Below are 14,412 nucleotides of genomic sequence, written 5' to 3'. Positions count from 1 at the left end.
TAGACCAAAGCCAAACCTATAAATTAAAACTTATTTATATTTAAGAAACTTTCTTTTGTGCTGCCAGTTCTTCAACATAGTCCAAAAGTTCAGAGAACTGATTAATCATTGCTTTTGGCTGTGCTTGAGCAAATTCCTCTGCTGTTCCATAACCGTAAGTCACAGCTACCGCCTCAATACCATTGTGGCGAGCACCTAAAACATCATATTGACGGTCACCTACCATTAAACACTCTTCTGGGTTTAATTGCTCATGCTCAAGAATATAATGAATAAGCTCAGCTTTATTGGTCCGCTCACCCGTCAATTCACTGCCATAAATATGTACAAAATATTGGCTTAATTCAAAATGATCTAAAATTCGTTTCGCATAAATTGTTGGTTTAGCAGTAGCAACAAATAAACGATATCCTTCTTTTTTTAAAGCGCTAAGCGTTTTTGCAACAGATGGATATACTTCATTTTCAAATAAACCAATGACCGAGAAACGCTCACGATAAGCCATTAAAGCTTGTTCAGCTAAATCATCATCTTGAGTAGCTAATAATTTTGCGAGTGATGGCTTTAATGGTGGACCAATTGTCCAGTCAATATCTAAATCGGCAGCCAATGGATAGCCTAATTTCTCCATTGCATAGCGAATTGAAGTATGGATACCAACTTTTGGGTCTGTTAAGGTTCCATCTAAATCAATCAAAATATGTTTTATAGCCATTCAATCATTAACCCAGTAAAGTATTTAATTCAATTGGTCGAGAGTTTAATCAAACTCTCTTATACTAACGTAAATTTAAATTGAAAAGGAAATAACCGTGCGTCCAACCGTACTTTGTTTCTCGGGTTTAGACCCTTCAGGTGGTGCAGGTTTACAAGCCGATATTGAAGCGATTGGACAAAGTGGCGCCCATACAGCAATTGCATGTACTGCTCTTACCATTCAAAACTCACAACAAGTATTTGGCTTTGAAGCGACCTCAAAAGAACTATTACTAGCTCAAGCTAATGCCGTGGTAGGTGACTTACCCATTAAATGTGTTAAGTCAGGTATGCTGGGCACCACAGATAATATTGCTGCACTCGCTGAATTTTTACGTGCTCATCCTGATTATCAATATGTACTTGACCCTGTTTTAGTTGCAAATAGCGGTGGTTCTTTAGGTGACCAAGCAACCTTAGTTAAAGCATTTGTTGAACTGATTCCCCTAGCGACTCTTATTACCCCCAATACAGTTGAATTACGAGCATTAACAGGTATTGACGACTTAGAGCAAGCAACCAAAAAACTTTTTGAAATGGGTGCTAAAGCTGTATTAGTAAAAGGTGGACACGAAGATACCCCCGACTTCATTAAAAATAGTTTATATATTGATGGTGAACTTGCAGCGAGTAGTAGTTGTCCTCGCCTTGAAGGCGAATATCATGGCTCAGGTTGTTCATTAGCGAGTTTTATTGCAGGTCGCTTAGCTTTAGGTGATTCTCTAAAAATTGCAGTACAACATGCAGAAACATGGTTATTTGGTGTTTTAAAAAATGCCGAAACACCCGTACCTAATGGACAAAAGATTCCAAAACGATTTTAACAACCAAATAAAAAGGCGCTTTAAGCGCCTTTTTATTTATTCCAATTACTGTGGAATACGTAAAACTTGTCCAGGGAAAATCTCATCTGGATCTTTCAACATTGGTTTATTTGCTTCAAAGATTTTCGGATACTGGTTTGCATCGCCATAAAATTCTTTCGCAATTTTTGAAAGATTATCACCAGATTTTACTGTATAAAATTTGCTTTCCGGTTCTGGAGTCACAACAGTCATCTGGTCATCTACATGTGCAACATGATCGATGTTACCAACAATAAGAATAATCTTTTCTTTATCCGCTTGGCTTTGTACTTGACCATTAATAGTCGCAGTATCAGTTGAACCATTATATGTTACAGATAAGCCTTCCACCCCAAGGCCTAAACTTTTAATTAATCCCAATAATTTATTTGCCACTTCTTGTGCAGAAGGTTCTGCTGGCGTTGCTGGAGCTGGTTGTGGTTCTGCTGGTGCGGTATTTTTCTTACCAATACCTTTTACAAAATCAAAAAGACCCATTTTTAGTCCTCATCTTATTGTTTATAGTAAAGTCATTAAACTGACCCTTATTGTTATACTTGAAAAAAGAGGCACCTCTGCTATCAATTAAGGTTGATCTTGTAAAAATATGTATCTCTCTCAATGATTTTACTCAAATAAAAAAAGCCACCTTACGGTGGCCTTCTTTTTAATCAGCAATATGCGAATTAACCAAGTTTTTTAGTTACATAGTCAATTGCAGATTGAACTGTAGTGATTTCGTTTGAATCTTCATCAGGGATAGTGATGTCGAAGTCATTTTCGAAAGACATAACAAGTTCAACTAAATCTAAAGAGTCAGCACCCAAGTCATCCATGAAAGATGCTTCGTTTTTAATCTCTTCAGCTTTAAGACCAAGTTGTTCTGCAACCGCTTGTTTAACGCGTTGTTCGATATCGCTCACAGGAATTCTCCTCATTGCTTGTGGCGTTTGATTTGCCACTAGTTTAATTGAATATAAAAATTTTTAAAAGTTTATACATCGGCGTTAGGCCATGTATAAACCACCATTTACATGTAATACCGTACCGGTAATGTAACCTGCTTTATCACTTGCAAGGAAACTCACCGCATTTGCGATATCTTGTGGCTCACCTAAGCGATTTAAAGCCACTTGATCACTCATTTTTTTGCGAATGTCTTCACTAAGTGCATCTGTCATTTCTGTTGCAATAAAACCTGGTGCCACACTGTTTACAGTAATTTGGCGGCTACCCATCTCTTTTGCAAGGCTACGGCTAAATGCTTCAATACCTGCTTTAGCAGCAGAGTAGTTTGCTTGGCCTGGGTTTGCAAAATGAGCAACAACAGAACTGATATTAATAATTCGACCAAAACGTGCTTTCGTCATACCTTTAAGTACGCGTTTAGATAAACGATAAACGGCTTTAAGGTGGATATTGAGAATGTCATCCCAATCATCTTCAGACATACGAAGCAACAAATTGTCTTTCGTAATACCTGCATTGTTAACAAGAACAAGTACAGGACCATAGTTCTGTTCAATATGAGACACGACTGCTTCAATCTCATCGAGATTACGCACGTCGAGCGCCAAACCTGCACCTTGTTCACCAAAGCTATCAGTTAGCTTTTGTGCACCAGATTCAGAAGTCGCAGTACCTACGACAAAATAACCGTCTTGAATAAGTTGCTGGGCAATTGCAGCGCCAATGCCCCGACTCGCGCCCGTTACTAATGCAACTTTGCGTTCTTGTGTCATGCAATTTTTCCTTCTGCCACTAAAACAGCATTTAGGGCATCTTCCATTTTGCTCTTACTATCAATAGAAAAAGCTTTTTCAATATTTGGTAAACGCTTTGCGAGATTACTCAATACTGTACCTGGACCACACTCAACAATGTACTGAATACCTTGGTCTTGTAGAGACTGCATGGTACGAGTCCATTGTACAGACTGGTACAATTGTGCCGTTAAAGCCTGACGTAATTGAGCAACATCGGTAGCAATTCCCGCGTTGACATTTTGTATTACAGGAATGGTAGGTAGCTCAATGGCAGTTTGTTCCAAAGCTTCTGCAAATTTCTCTGCAGCAGGTTTCATCAATGAACAATGCGAAGGTACAGAAACTGGTAAAGCAATTGCCTTAGCAGATTGTTCTTTTGCCAATGCCATAACTTGCTGTACAGATGCAGTACTACCCGCAATTACAACCTGACCTTGTGAATTATAATTTGCAGCTTCAACTGAACCTTGACCCGATGCAGTCACGCTTTGGCACAATTCAACTACTTTATCATCGGCCAAACCAAGAATTGCAGCCATAGCACCTTCCCCTTGAGGAACAGCACTTTGCATGAGTTTTCCACGCAAATTAACTAATTTAACTGCATCTGCCAAACTCATTGAACCCGCTGCAACTAAAGCGCTGTATTCACCTAAAGAGTGCCCTGCAAGGTATTTAGGGGCTAAACCACCTAAATCTAACCATAGACGCCATAAAGCGATGCTGGCAGTTAATAATACAGGTTGGGTGTTTTCTGTTTGGTCTAAACCTTCACCACTTTGCGCAATGTGCCAAAGATCAAATCCTAGCGCGTCTGAAGCTTCAGCAAAAGTTTGCCCAACTCCACTAAACTGTTCTGCGAGTTCAGCGAGCATACCAACTTTTTGTGAACCTTGACCCGGAAACACAAATGCAGTTTTTGTGGCTAAAGCTACTTGTTCAAGACGTTTAGCAGACATAAGAAATCCTTTTTGGGTTTTCACTCATTTCTCTGGAGCGGAAATTTAACATTTAATTTGTATATTTATAATTGCGAAAAACAACAAAAAAAGGGAGCTTTCGCTCCCATTTTTTCTATACTTAAGCATCACGCTTAATGCATATCATGCAATTATTCAGCATCAGCTGCTTTAGCGAATAATTGGCGACCACGGTAGAAACCGTCTTTAGTCACGTGGTGACGACGATGAGTTTCACCAGTTGCTTGGTCTACTGTTAATGCATTCTCGGTTAAAGCGTCATGTGAACGGCGCATGTCACGGCGAGAGCGACTTTTACGGTTTTGCTGAACGGCCATGATGGCTCCTTACAAAGATCGAAAAAATGGATCAGAACAAATTCAGTTGTCTTATCTCATAATCATAACACAAATTATGAGTTAAGTTTACCCTTCAAACCTGCCAAAACATCAAACGGGTTATCCCGTTTCTCTTCGACAACGTTCTGAATGGTAGGTTGATGTTTATGTTCACAAGCATCATGCTTGGGAGATAAAGGCATCAACAATAACAGTTCATCTTCTAGTAATGCGAGTAAGTTAATCGAAGCAGGTGTATCAAAATCACCTTTTGTCGAAGACTCACTTTCACCTAAAACGATGAAATCAGCATCCTCATCCAAGCGCTCTATCAGTGACTCATCATCTACAAGTGCAATATGAAAGTCAGAAACAATTGGCATTTCGACAGGTTCCAAACAACGTTGGCACTCCATCGGAACTTTTGTTTCCATATGACCATCTAACCACACAATACGATGATAGGCATCCATTGATAGCTTACAGTCTATGTTGATCAATTGGTTATCAATTGACCCAACAGCTTCACGAGCAATACGAGCAAGACGAGACAATGGCAGTTGACCTGACCATGTAAAGCCTTGTTCAGCCCATTTAAACGGCTCAATCTGTGCCGGAAAGGTATTTGCTGACATAATTAAGGCGGCAATTCTACAAATTCATCGGTACTCTGTCAAAGATTAAGATACAATTTTGTACTTCTTTAGACAGAACTCGGGGTAAATTAAGCAATGCACCTGTTGCAGCCGCAACCTGAAGTTAACACTTCATTACTCGTTTGCACCCATTCAACTCACCAAAACACTCTTTTACCTGACATGGTGCAACTCTCACCATGGCCAAGCTCAAAATTAGAGTCTGAGCAAGTTGATTGGCTTATTTTACACTTTAATCACTGGTTTTCCCACCATAATGTGACATTAGTTCGTGGAGAATTTGAACCAGAATATTTCCCAGCGAATGAACATGAGCCAGCTAAAATTCAATTTGCCCATGGTTTTTTCAATAGCGCTTTGCATGAAATTAGCCATTGGACAATTGCAGGTGCAAAACGTCGCCTACTACCCGATTTAGGTTATTGGTATGCGCCAGATGGTCGAACTAAAGAACAGCAGGATTTATTTGAACAAGTAGAAATCAAACCTCAAGCCATTGAATGGCTATTTGCTCAGTCTTTTAGCAGAAAATTTAGAGTATCTCTAGATAACCTGACAGGTGATAGCGGAGATGGCAAAAAGTTTAAAGATAATGTTTATGCCCAAGTACAACGTTACTTTTCTGGTGAAGCTAAACTACCCGTCGATGCAGCAAGATTCATTGAATGTATTTGCCAATGTACGCGAGCAGGCGCAGCGTTACAATTAAATGAATTTAAACGTGAACTCCTTGATTAAATGACAAAAAAACTACGTAAGTTACTTGCTTCCCAAGTTTGAAAAGTCTAATACTATTTTTAATACTGGCGTGATGGAGTCTCTAAAATATGCTGCATTTACATGTACATCCTGAAAATCCACAGCAACGCCTCATTGACCAAGCGGTTGAGCGTATTCGTGCAGGAGATGTTGTGGTCTACCCTACCGATGCTGCCTATGCAATCGGATGCCAGATTGGTAATAAAAATGCGATGGAACGTATTGCCCATATTCGTGATTTAGGTCCTAAACATCAATATGCAATTATGTGTTGCGATTTATCAGATATTGCCACTTATGCAAAAGTTGATAATGCGACTTATAGATTATTAAAGGCAAATACACCTGCCATTACGACTTTCATTTTACCTGCAACCAGCGAAGTTCCGCGCCGGTTAATGCACCCTAAAAAGAAAACGATTGGTTTACGTATTCCGAGTAATCCGATTTGTCAGGCTTTATTAAAAGAACTTGGTGAACCTTTACTGACAAGTACATTGATTTTACCAGGGCAAGAAGACCCTCTTGATGATCCTTATGATATTGAAAATCAGTTGGCTAAACGTATTGATGTCTTTATCGATGGTGGGTTCGGTACTTTAACTACCACTAGTATTGTTGACTTATCGGGTGAACATCCAGAAATTATCCGTCATGGTGCTGGAGATGTAAGTGCTTTCGAATAAGCACTTATTCTCCTTTTTACCAACAGTTAAAAAAAAAGTATTATCAAGAAAAAAAATACTCTTTATTTAGTTTGGATTTTTTTTACACTTTAGTCGTTAAGCAATTTATTAAAAGTCACAATTCCTTTAGAATGTTTTGCACTATCTGCTGTTCTTCTGCTACAGCTCTTATTGACTTGAAAACAAGTCTCATGCTTTTGAAAATTCGCGTGGCTTATAATCGTAATGAACCAATCACTTCATCAATCCATGGAAGACGTTCCACACATCCGTGTTTTAGATGAGTGGCACGACACGATTCCTGAAGATCTTTATATTCCTCCGGCTGCCTTTGAGATTTTACTCGAACAGTTTGAAGGACCACTCGACTTTTTAATTTATCTGATTCAGAAAAACGGTTTTGATTTAGTTCAGCTCGATATCGCCCCTATTGCCACTCAATATTTAGCTTATATGGATAGCATGAAATCCTTAAATATTGAGCTGACTGCCGACTATATGGTGATGGCTGCTTTATTGGCTGATTTGAAGTCTCGCTTACTCTTACCTAAACCTACTGTAGTGAGTATTGAAAAAGATCCCAAGCAGGATCTTATTGATCGACTAGAAACTTATTTACGCATTAAGCAAGCTGCTGAGCGTTTAGGTCAAATGCCAGTTCTTGATCGTGATACATTTAGTGCCAATGTAAGCTTAGGACATATTGCGCCTGTTTATGAAGGTTATGATGTTTCAGCATTACACGATGCTCTATTTTGCGTATTTAACCGTCCAGAACCTGTAACGCACACAATTGCACAAGAGCCTGTACTGTTAGAAGAACGTATTGCTTATATTGAAGAGAAATTAGAGTCAGGCGACGTGTTAAGTTTTAAAGAATTACTGAATCCCCAACAAGGCCGTATGGGAATGGTTGTAACTTTTATGGCTGTTTTAGAATTGACCCGACAACAAAAGATTAAAATTATTGCGACAGGTGTTGAAGCTCCATTGGCTATTCAAGGGTCTGCGGCATGAGTTTTGAACAAAATAATACCGATTTGTCATTAGCTGACATTCATCACGAAGTTTTATTGCAACTTGAAGCGATTATTTTTGCCAGTGAAGCACCTGTTTCAATTGCTCGTTTAAAAGAAGCTTTTAATAATCAATATAACAAGCAACAGCTTCGTCAGCTTTTACAACAGCTTGCCCTCTTACAACATGGCCGCTCTATTGAGTTGATTGAAACCGCGCAAGGCTTCCGTTTTCAGGTAAGATCCAAATATCGCAATATTATTGCGCAGATTTGGCCAGAGCGACCAACAAAACTGTCGCCATCTTTACTAGAAACGTTGGCTGTCATTGCGTATCATCAACCAGTCACGCGTGCTGATATTGAACAAATTCGTGGTGTATCTAATAATAGTCAGATTCTCAGAACGCTATTTGACTGGAACTGGATTAAAGAAGCCGGTTTTAGAGATTTACCCGGAAGACCTGCGTTGCTAATTACAACGCCTCAATTTCTGAATGCTTTTGGTCTAGCCTCTTTAGGCCAATTGCCTCCCCTACAGAACGCCAAGGAAGCATTTATGGCTCTCGATGCGAATGCACCGAAATCATAAAGAGGTGGACTGTTGATCATTATGTCTAAGGTTGTGCTGTCATGAGTGAAAAATTGCAAAAAGTATTAGCGCGAATCGGATTAGGTTCCCGTCGATATATGGAAGAGGTTATTGCCGCAGGACGCGTGAGTGTAAACGGCAGCGTTGCCCAAGTGGGTGAGCGCATTGAACCAGGCGATGAATTACGCATTGATGGCCGTAAAGTTCAGTTCCAGATCGAGGACGAAATTCGTCGTCGTGTACTGATTTATTATAAACCTGAGGGTGAGATCTGTTCACGTAATGACCCAGAAAAACGCCCAACCGTATTTGATCATTTGCCACAAATTGCAAATGACCGTTGGGTAATGGTAGGTCGTCTGGATATTAACAGTACAGGTTTATTACTATTTACAAATGATGGTGAGCTTGCTAACCGCTTAATGCACCCATCTAATGAAATTGAACGTGAATACGCTGTACGTGTAATGGGTGAAGTAACCCCACAATTACGTCAAAACATGGTCAATGGTGTAGAGCTTGAAGATGGTCCAGCCAAGTTCGAATCTTTCTCTGAAATTGGTGGTGAAGGTATTAACCGCTGGTATCAAGTTGTAGTGAAAGAAGGCCGTAACCGCGAGGTTCGTCGTATTTTCGAATCACAAGGTCTTAAAGTAAGCCGCTTATTACGTACTCGTTACGGTACTGTTATTTTACCACGTGAGTTACGTACGGGTCGTTGGATGGAGTTAGACAAAACTGACATCGACAACTTGGCAAAATCTGTTGAATTAAAGCCACGTCAAGGTACAGGTTTATTTGGTATGGCAAAACGTCGTACTGACCGTATGACTGAAAAGCCAATGGCAGCACGTCGTGGTGGTTATTTACGTCAACAACGTCGTGATGATGAAAAAGAAGCGCCAGCTAACACAGGTAATCAGCGTAAATCGACTGGTTTTAACCGTGGATTTAAAAAGTTCTAAGTAAAGCTTTTAAATCAAAAAAACCGCTCACATTAGAGCGGTTTTTTATTGCTGGTTTGCACTTAATTCATTTTTGCTAATTCAATCCACTCAGCCTCAGGGAAATGAATGGCTAAATAGTCCTTCAAATAATTTGAAGTATCTTGCGAAATTAATGGATCTTTTGATTCATCTTTTAAGTTATAAACCAAAGCTTTTAATTTCAGGCCGCGTGACTTAAGTGCCTCAAGACTAAGCAAAGTATGGTTAATACTTCCTAGACGACCAGAAGTCACTAAAATAACGGGAAACTGATGCTGAGCTACATAGTCAATAGTGAGTAGACTTGTAGTTAATGGCACCATTAAGCCCCCTGCACCTTCTAACAATACAATTTCAAAACGCTCAGCCAATGTTTGAGTCGCATTTTCAATTTTTTGAAAGTCGATTTCTCGATTATCTAAGCGTGTTGCCAAATGAGGTGAAGCAGGATAACTAAAGATTTCAGGCATAGTCAGCTTATCATGATCTTCCTGAAACCAACCTTGCCCCATAATTTCACGATGCTTCTCGATATCTTCAGAAATATCAGCATTACCTGTTTGAATGAGTTTTTGGGTAATTACTTTTTTACCCTGCTCAGTCCATAATTTTGCTAAAAAGCCTGTCGCGTAGGTTTTACCAATTTCAGTATCAATCCCACTCACAAAATAGACCTGACCACTCATTTACTTCATTCTCCGGGCAATACAATAAATTGGATGATATGTTAAGGCATATCCCTCAGCATGCTTAAACCGCTCATAATCTTGATAAAACTGCTGTAAACTTTGCTTGGTCCAACGATGCTGAGCTGTAGCAGTTACACCTGTTGCTTTTAAATGCTGCAACACGGCTTTAGGTGAATCGAAATAGAGCTGAGTTTGTGACTCTGACAAATGCAAAATCTCAAAACCAGCCTGAGTTAAGGCACTGGTCCAATTTTCAAGCGACCAGTAACTTAGGCCTTGTCCAGTTAGCTCTTTAATTTCAATTAAGTTCTTAGCTCCAAATGTTGAAAAGCATAACCAACCGCTGTCAGTTAAAGCTTCATTACAACGCTTAAGCAAACGCAGTAAATCTTGCATCCATTGCAAAGCAGAACCTGAAACAATCATATCGAGCTGTTGAGGGAGTTCTAACGTTTCAACATCTCCAATTAACCATTTCAAATGTTCTTGATGATTAAAGTGCTGCTGCACCTCTGCATACAGATCATTCAAAATTAAATCTTCAATTTGAAAAGCTTCAACAAGCAGACGAGTTAAGTTGCCAGAACCACAACCGATTTCAAAAACACGTGACATCGTACTTGGGCAAAACTGCTTTAGTAAACCCATTAAATTTTGGCAAATTTGTTTTTGAACAACAGCATGCTCTGAATAGCTTTGCCCTGCTTTAGCAAAACGCTCGGCAACTAAGTTTTTATTCAGACTCACAGAAAACTCACCAGTGCTTCAAGCTCGTGTTGTTCAACCATTGACGTTAAAGAAATACGCAAACGTGCACTATTTTTAGGTACTGTTGGTGGGCGTACAGGCATGGCATAAAAGCCGCTTTCTTGAACGTGTTTTGCCTTATCGATCGCAGCCTGACTCTCTCCCACAATAATTGGAACAATATGACTAGTCGACGGACTTACATAACCCTTTTGTACAACAGCTTGTTGAAGATATTGGCTAATATTCTTTAAGTGTTCACGCTGAGGTTGAGCAACCAATACTTTTTGGAATATAAAGTTTACCCAGGCTACAATAATCGGAGGTTGAGAGGTTGTAAAAATAAGCGGGCGCATTTTATTAATAAGATAGTCTTTAATAATTGGATCGCAAATAATGTAACCACCGACTGCTGCCAATGCTTTACCGAAAGTACCAACTAGAAAATCAATTTCCTGAATGACATTATATTGTTCAGCACATCCTAAGCCTTGCTGACCACGTACACCAATTGAGTGTGCTTCATCGACATACAGCATGGTTTTAGCAAAACGTTTTTTAAGCTGAACTAATGCGGCTAAATCCGTTTCATCACCATCCATACTAAAAATACTTTCTGTGACCACAATGATTCGTTCAATTTTGTCATCATCATGATACTTTTGCAGAAGTTGTTCTAAGTGCTGTAAATCATTATGTCGATAACGCACATACTGCGCACCAGATAAACGTATACCGTCAATCATGCTCGCATGAACTAACTTATCTGCCAAAATTAAAGTTTTGCTATCAGAAACAGCTGGCAAAATACCAATATTCATGTGATAGCCACTATTAAATAGCAGCGCCGACCGACCACCAAATGCTTTGCTTAGGCTATTTTCCAACTGTTCATATTCATCAAAGTTACCCGTCAATAAACGGGCCGATGAAGAACTAAAATAGCTGCGCTCTAATGGCAAGCTATCTAAAAACTCTTGGCGAAGATTAAGATCAGCCGCCAACCCAAGATAGTCATTTGAAGCTAAGTTGAGCATTGTTTTATTTTGAATAGTAATAAAACGGCCATGCTGTACATTTTGAGTAAATTGTCTGAAATTACCTTGTTGTTTTAACTCATCTAACTCTGTAGCAAAATGATCAAGCAATGACATCTTAATGCACTCCCTGCAATGTTTTAACAACTTCAACTAATTGTTCAAGCAAATCGCTTAGCTCTTGTTGAGTAATGACATAAGGTGGCATCACATAAACCAGTTTGCCAAAAGGGCGAATCCAGATTCCACGGTCTACAAATTGTTGCTGTAAAGTTTTCATATCAACATTAAAGGTGAGTTCTACTACACCAATTGCACCCAGCACTCGTACATCAGCAATATAATCAAGCTGATTTAAAGGCACTAAATGTTGGCTAAGCTGTTGCTCAATTCGCTTAATATTAGCTTCCCAATCTTGCTCAATTAATAATTGTGTACTTCTCAAGGCAACAGCACAAGCAAGTGGATTGGCCATAAAGGTTGGGCCGTGCATAAATACCCCAGCCTCTCCACGACTAATCGTTTCTGCAACATGCTTTGTTGTTAAGGTCGCAGATAACGTCATATACCCGCCTGTTAACCCTTTACCTAGGCACATAATATCCGGCTCGACTTGAGCATGTTCCCAAGCAAAAAGCTTACCTGTACGGCCAAAGCCAGTAGCAATTTCATCAAAAATTAATAACAGATGATATTTCTCACAAAGCGCCTTAGCCTGACGTAAATATTCAGGATGATAAAAACGCATGCCCCCTGCACCTTGAACAATTGGTTCAATAATAAGTGCGGCAAGTTTTTCATGATTTTGCTGAATCGCTTGTTCTAACTCGGCAATATCTTGAGAATTCCATTCTTCGTGGAATTTGGTTTGTGGTGCCGCTACAAAAAGACGGTTTGGTAAGCTGGTACCAAAAATTTGATGCATACCTGTAACCGGATCACAGACAGACATCGCATTCCATGTATCACCGTGGTAACCAGAACGCGTTGTAATAAAATTTGTTTTTTGTGGTTGGCCCTGTGCTGTCCAGAATTGCACAGCCATTTTCAGAGCAACTTCAACAGCAACTGATCCTGAGTCTGCATAGAAAATTTTATCGAGACTTGGCGGTGTAATTTTTAAAAGAATTTTTCCAAGCTGAATCGCAGGATCATGAGTTAACCCGCCAAACATGATATGTGACATGTTTTGTAGTTGATCGGTCACTGCTTGATTAAGTTCAGGGTGGTTATAGCCATGAATTGCACACCACCAAGAGGACATACCATCAATTAAAGTTCTACCATCATCGAGTTCAATCGTCGCACCATAAGCACGCTTCACTTTAAATGTGGGTAACGGTTGGGTCATTGAAGTATATGGATGCCAAATATGTTCCAAATCAAAATTATCGGTCATCCTCTATACCCTTTTACAGCAATCAAATCTTTCATTTAGCACATGTTAAACCTGTTAAGAATGAAAGAAAATTGCGAGATCAACCAAAGCTTATGAACTTTGCTGATGAATTGTTAAAAATTGGCAGATTTCTTCAATTGTTCTTTCCACCTGTATGTAGGGAAAAGCATGTGTAGCGTCTTTTAGCAACTTATAAGTCATGTTTTTTGTCGGGAAATCCCTAAAATTCTCTATAATTTTGCAAGGAATGACATTGTCATGCTCAGCAAACAGATGAAGCTGTAGACCTGAATAGTTTTTCAAGTTATCTACCAAATTTAACTGTTCTAGCATTTTTAAACCGTCTAACAGTATTTCCTGTGCGGGTGGATTTGCGATGTTTTGTACACTCATCCAATCTTGTTTCGCTTGAGATGAGCCAAGTGTAATCAAATAATAAAAACGCTTTAAAGTGGCTTGCGGGTTCTGTAAAAAAGACGCTTTAAATTGACTAAATACATCAGTAGGCATTGCTGTTTGCCAATTATCGTTAGCAACAAAACATGGATTCGACGCGAGCGTAACTAACGTTTTAGTTTGCCCAGTTTGTTTATAAAAAAAGTCAACGAGATGAGTTGCTATCTGTCCGCCTAAAGACCAGCCTATCACTACATCAATTTCAGCCACTAAATCAAGCTGTGCTTGAGAGTTACTCTCTAAAATATCAAAAATATTAATTAGTTGTGTTTCGAAACCAGCTTTTTCCAAATGCAATTTAAGTGATTGCAAAGGTTCTATCCCTACTCCCCAACCTGTAATCAATAAAATTTTATTTTGTAACTTCATATGCATGTCCATAGCCAACTTTTGCAAGATTATATATTAATATCAATTTTAAATATCCTTTAAAATCAACATAAAAGTTAAATTTCAAAAAAGTAAAATCAGGCATTTAGTGGTGTTTAATATTCTGAAATATATTGATAAGTAAGGCCTAAATTATTCATATGAAATATACAAAAATTTAATTATGTAAACATTGAAGCAAATCAAAAAACAACATAATCCACACTTCACCCATAAATCCATTGTGCAATGTAATTAATGTTAATACTTATGTTTTTTTATTAAAAAAAATGACTCATCAATTCATTTTAATGCTAGAAGATTAATTAATGATCAAAAATATTGGGCATGTTAATA

General features: G+C 38.8%; 18 protein-coding genes. 6 read left to right on the top strand and 12 right to left on the bottom strand.

Features of this window, described 5'->3' with window-relative positions; translation table 11 throughout:
- Positions 1-40: 40 nt before the first annotated feature.
- Positions 41-715 (bottom strand): HAD-IA family hydrolase, encoded by a 675-nt coding sequence (locus tag ACH63V_RS11940; protein WP_396463606.1) that lies wholly within the window; start codon positions 713-715, stop codon positions 41-43.
- Between the two features lie 97 nt (positions 716-812).
- On the opposite strand from ACH63V_RS11940, the gene ACH63V_RS11935 reads away from it, so the two are divergent.
- The gene (locus ACH63V_RS11935) at positions 813-1,580 is read left to right on the top strand and encodes a hydroxymethylpyrimidine/phosphomethylpyrimidine kinase (protein ID WP_396463605.1); all 768 of its coding nucleotides are present in this window, start codon (positions 813-815) and stop codon (positions 1,578-1,580) included.
- 45 nt (positions 1,581-1,625) lie between these two features.
- On the opposite strand, the gene lysM is transcribed toward ACH63V_RS11935, so the two are convergent.
- From lysM to ACH63V_RS11905, 6 genes are all read right to left on the bottom strand, one after another.
- Positions 1,626-2,099 carry a peptidoglycan-binding protein LysM gene (gene lysM, locus ACH63V_RS11930; protein ID WP_263613054.1) on the bottom strand — a complete coding sequence of 158 codons (474 nt, stop codon included), beginning with the start codon at positions 2,097-2,099 and terminating at the stop codon, positions 1,626-1,628.
- Positions 2,100-2,287: 188 nt separating this feature from the next.
- Positions 2,288-2,524: an acyl carrier protein gene (gene acpP / locus ACH63V_RS11925; RefSeq protein WP_001279871.1), complete on the bottom strand. Its 237-nt coding sequence runs from the start codon at positions 2,522-2,524 to the stop codon at positions 2,288-2,290.
- A gap of 84 nt (positions 2,525-2,608) precedes the next feature.
- Positions 2,609-3,343: a 3-oxoacyl-ACP reductase FabG gene (fabG, locus tag ACH63V_RS11920; protein WP_000191300.1), complete on the bottom strand. Its 735-nt coding sequence runs from the start codon at positions 3,341-3,343 to the stop codon at positions 2,609-2,611.
- A complete protein-coding gene (gene fabD / locus ACH63V_RS11915) occupies positions 3,340-4,326 on the bottom strand; it encodes an ACP S-malonyltransferase (protein ID WP_311070148.1) in 987 nt (328 codons plus the stop codon). Before fabD ends, fabG begins: the two co-directional genes overlap by 4 nt.
- Before the next feature lie 152 nt (positions 4,327-4,478).
- Positions 4,479-4,664, bottom strand: a complete 186-nt coding sequence (rpmF, locus tag ACH63V_RS11910; protein WP_000290730.1) for a 50S ribosomal protein L32 — start codon at positions 4,662-4,664, stop codon at positions 4,479-4,481.
- A 74-nt stretch (positions 4,665-4,738) separates the two neighbouring features.
- Positions 4,739-5,299, bottom strand: coding sequence for a DUF177 domain-containing protein (locus ACH63V_RS11905; protein ID WP_002050389.1), 561 nt, complete (start codon positions 5,297-5,299; stop codon positions 4,739-4,741).
- A 96-nt stretch (positions 5,300-5,395) separates the two neighbouring features.
- Between ACH63V_RS11905 and ACH63V_RS11900 the strand changes: the two genes are divergently transcribed.
- The 5 genes from ACH63V_RS11900 (at position 5,396) to rluB (ending at position 9,337) form a co-directional block, all read left to right on the top strand.
- The gene (locus ACH63V_RS11900) at positions 5,396-6,058 is read left to right on the top strand and encodes an elongation factor P hydroxylase (RefSeq protein ID WP_396463604.1); all 663 of its coding nucleotides are present in this window, start codon (positions 5,396-5,398) and stop codon (positions 6,056-6,058) included.
- 89 nt (positions 6,059-6,147) lie between these two features.
- Positions 6,148-6,765, top strand: a complete 618-nt coding sequence (locus ACH63V_RS11895) for an L-threonylcarbamoyladenylate synthase (protein ID WP_396463603.1) — start codon at positions 6,148-6,150, stop codon at positions 6,763-6,765.
- Positions 6,766-6,990: 225 nt separating this feature from the next.
- Positions 6,991-7,782, top strand: a complete 792-nt coding sequence (locus ACH63V_RS11890) for a ScpA family protein (protein ID WP_212285592.1) — start codon at positions 6,991-6,993, stop codon at positions 7,780-7,782.
- The gene (gene scpB, locus ACH63V_RS11885; protein WP_004703403.1) at positions 7,779-8,372 is read left to right on the top strand and encodes an SMC-Scp complex subunit ScpB; all 594 of its coding nucleotides are present in this window, start codon (positions 7,779-7,781) and stop codon (positions 8,370-8,372) included. Before ACH63V_RS11890 ends, scpB begins: the two co-directional genes overlap by 4 nt.
- 41 nt (positions 8,373-8,413) lie before the next feature.
- Positions 8,414-9,337, top strand: a complete 924-nt coding sequence (gene rluB, locus ACH63V_RS11880) for a 23S rRNA pseudouridine(2605) synthase RluB (protein ID WP_263613051.1) — start codon at positions 8,414-8,416, stop codon at positions 9,335-9,337.
- A 62-nt stretch (positions 9,338-9,399) separates the two neighbouring features.
- On the opposite strand, the gene bioD is transcribed toward rluB, so the two are convergent.
- The 5 genes from bioD to ACH63V_RS11855 all read right to left on the bottom strand — a co-directional run bounded on the left by bioD (position 9,400) and on the right by ACH63V_RS11855 (position 14,055).
- Positions 9,400-10,044, bottom strand: coding sequence for a dethiobiotin synthase (gene bioD / locus ACH63V_RS11875; RefSeq protein WP_216985618.1), 645 nt, complete (start codon positions 10,042-10,044; stop codon positions 9,400-9,402).
- Positions 10,045-10,794, bottom strand: coding sequence for a malonyl-ACP O-methyltransferase BioC (gene bioC, locus ACH63V_RS11870; protein ID WP_348898824.1), 750 nt, complete (start codon positions 10,792-10,794; stop codon positions 10,045-10,047).
- On the bottom strand, positions 10,791-11,948 hold the full coding sequence (locus ACH63V_RS11865; protein WP_216985620.1) for an 8-amino-7-oxononanoate synthase: 1,158 nt from the start codon (positions 11,946-11,948) through the stop codon (positions 10,791-10,793). Before ACH63V_RS11865 ends, bioC begins: the two co-directional genes overlap by 4 nt.
- A gap of 1 nt (position 11,949) precedes the next feature.
- Entirely contained in the window at positions 11,950-13,230 is a 1,281-nt protein-coding gene (gene bioA, locus ACH63V_RS11860) for an adenosylmethionine--8-amino-7-oxononanoate transaminase (protein ID WP_396463602.1), read from the bottom strand.
- A gap of 90 nt (positions 13,231-13,320) precedes the next feature.
- Positions 13,321-14,055: a hydrolase gene (locus tag ACH63V_RS11855; protein ID WP_396463601.1), complete on the bottom strand. Its 735-nt coding sequence runs from the start codon at positions 14,053-14,055 to the stop codon at positions 13,321-13,323.
- Positions 14,056-14,412: the final 357 nt, after the last annotated feature.

The organism is Acinetobacter sp. ABJ-A23_2 (assembly GCF_044538765.1).
Classification (GTDB): Bacteria; Pseudomonadota; Gammaproteobacteria; order Pseudomonadales; family Moraxellaceae; genus Acinetobacter; species Acinetobacter nosocomialis_A.
This window is presented reverse-complemented; position numbering and strand designations above follow the sequence as displayed.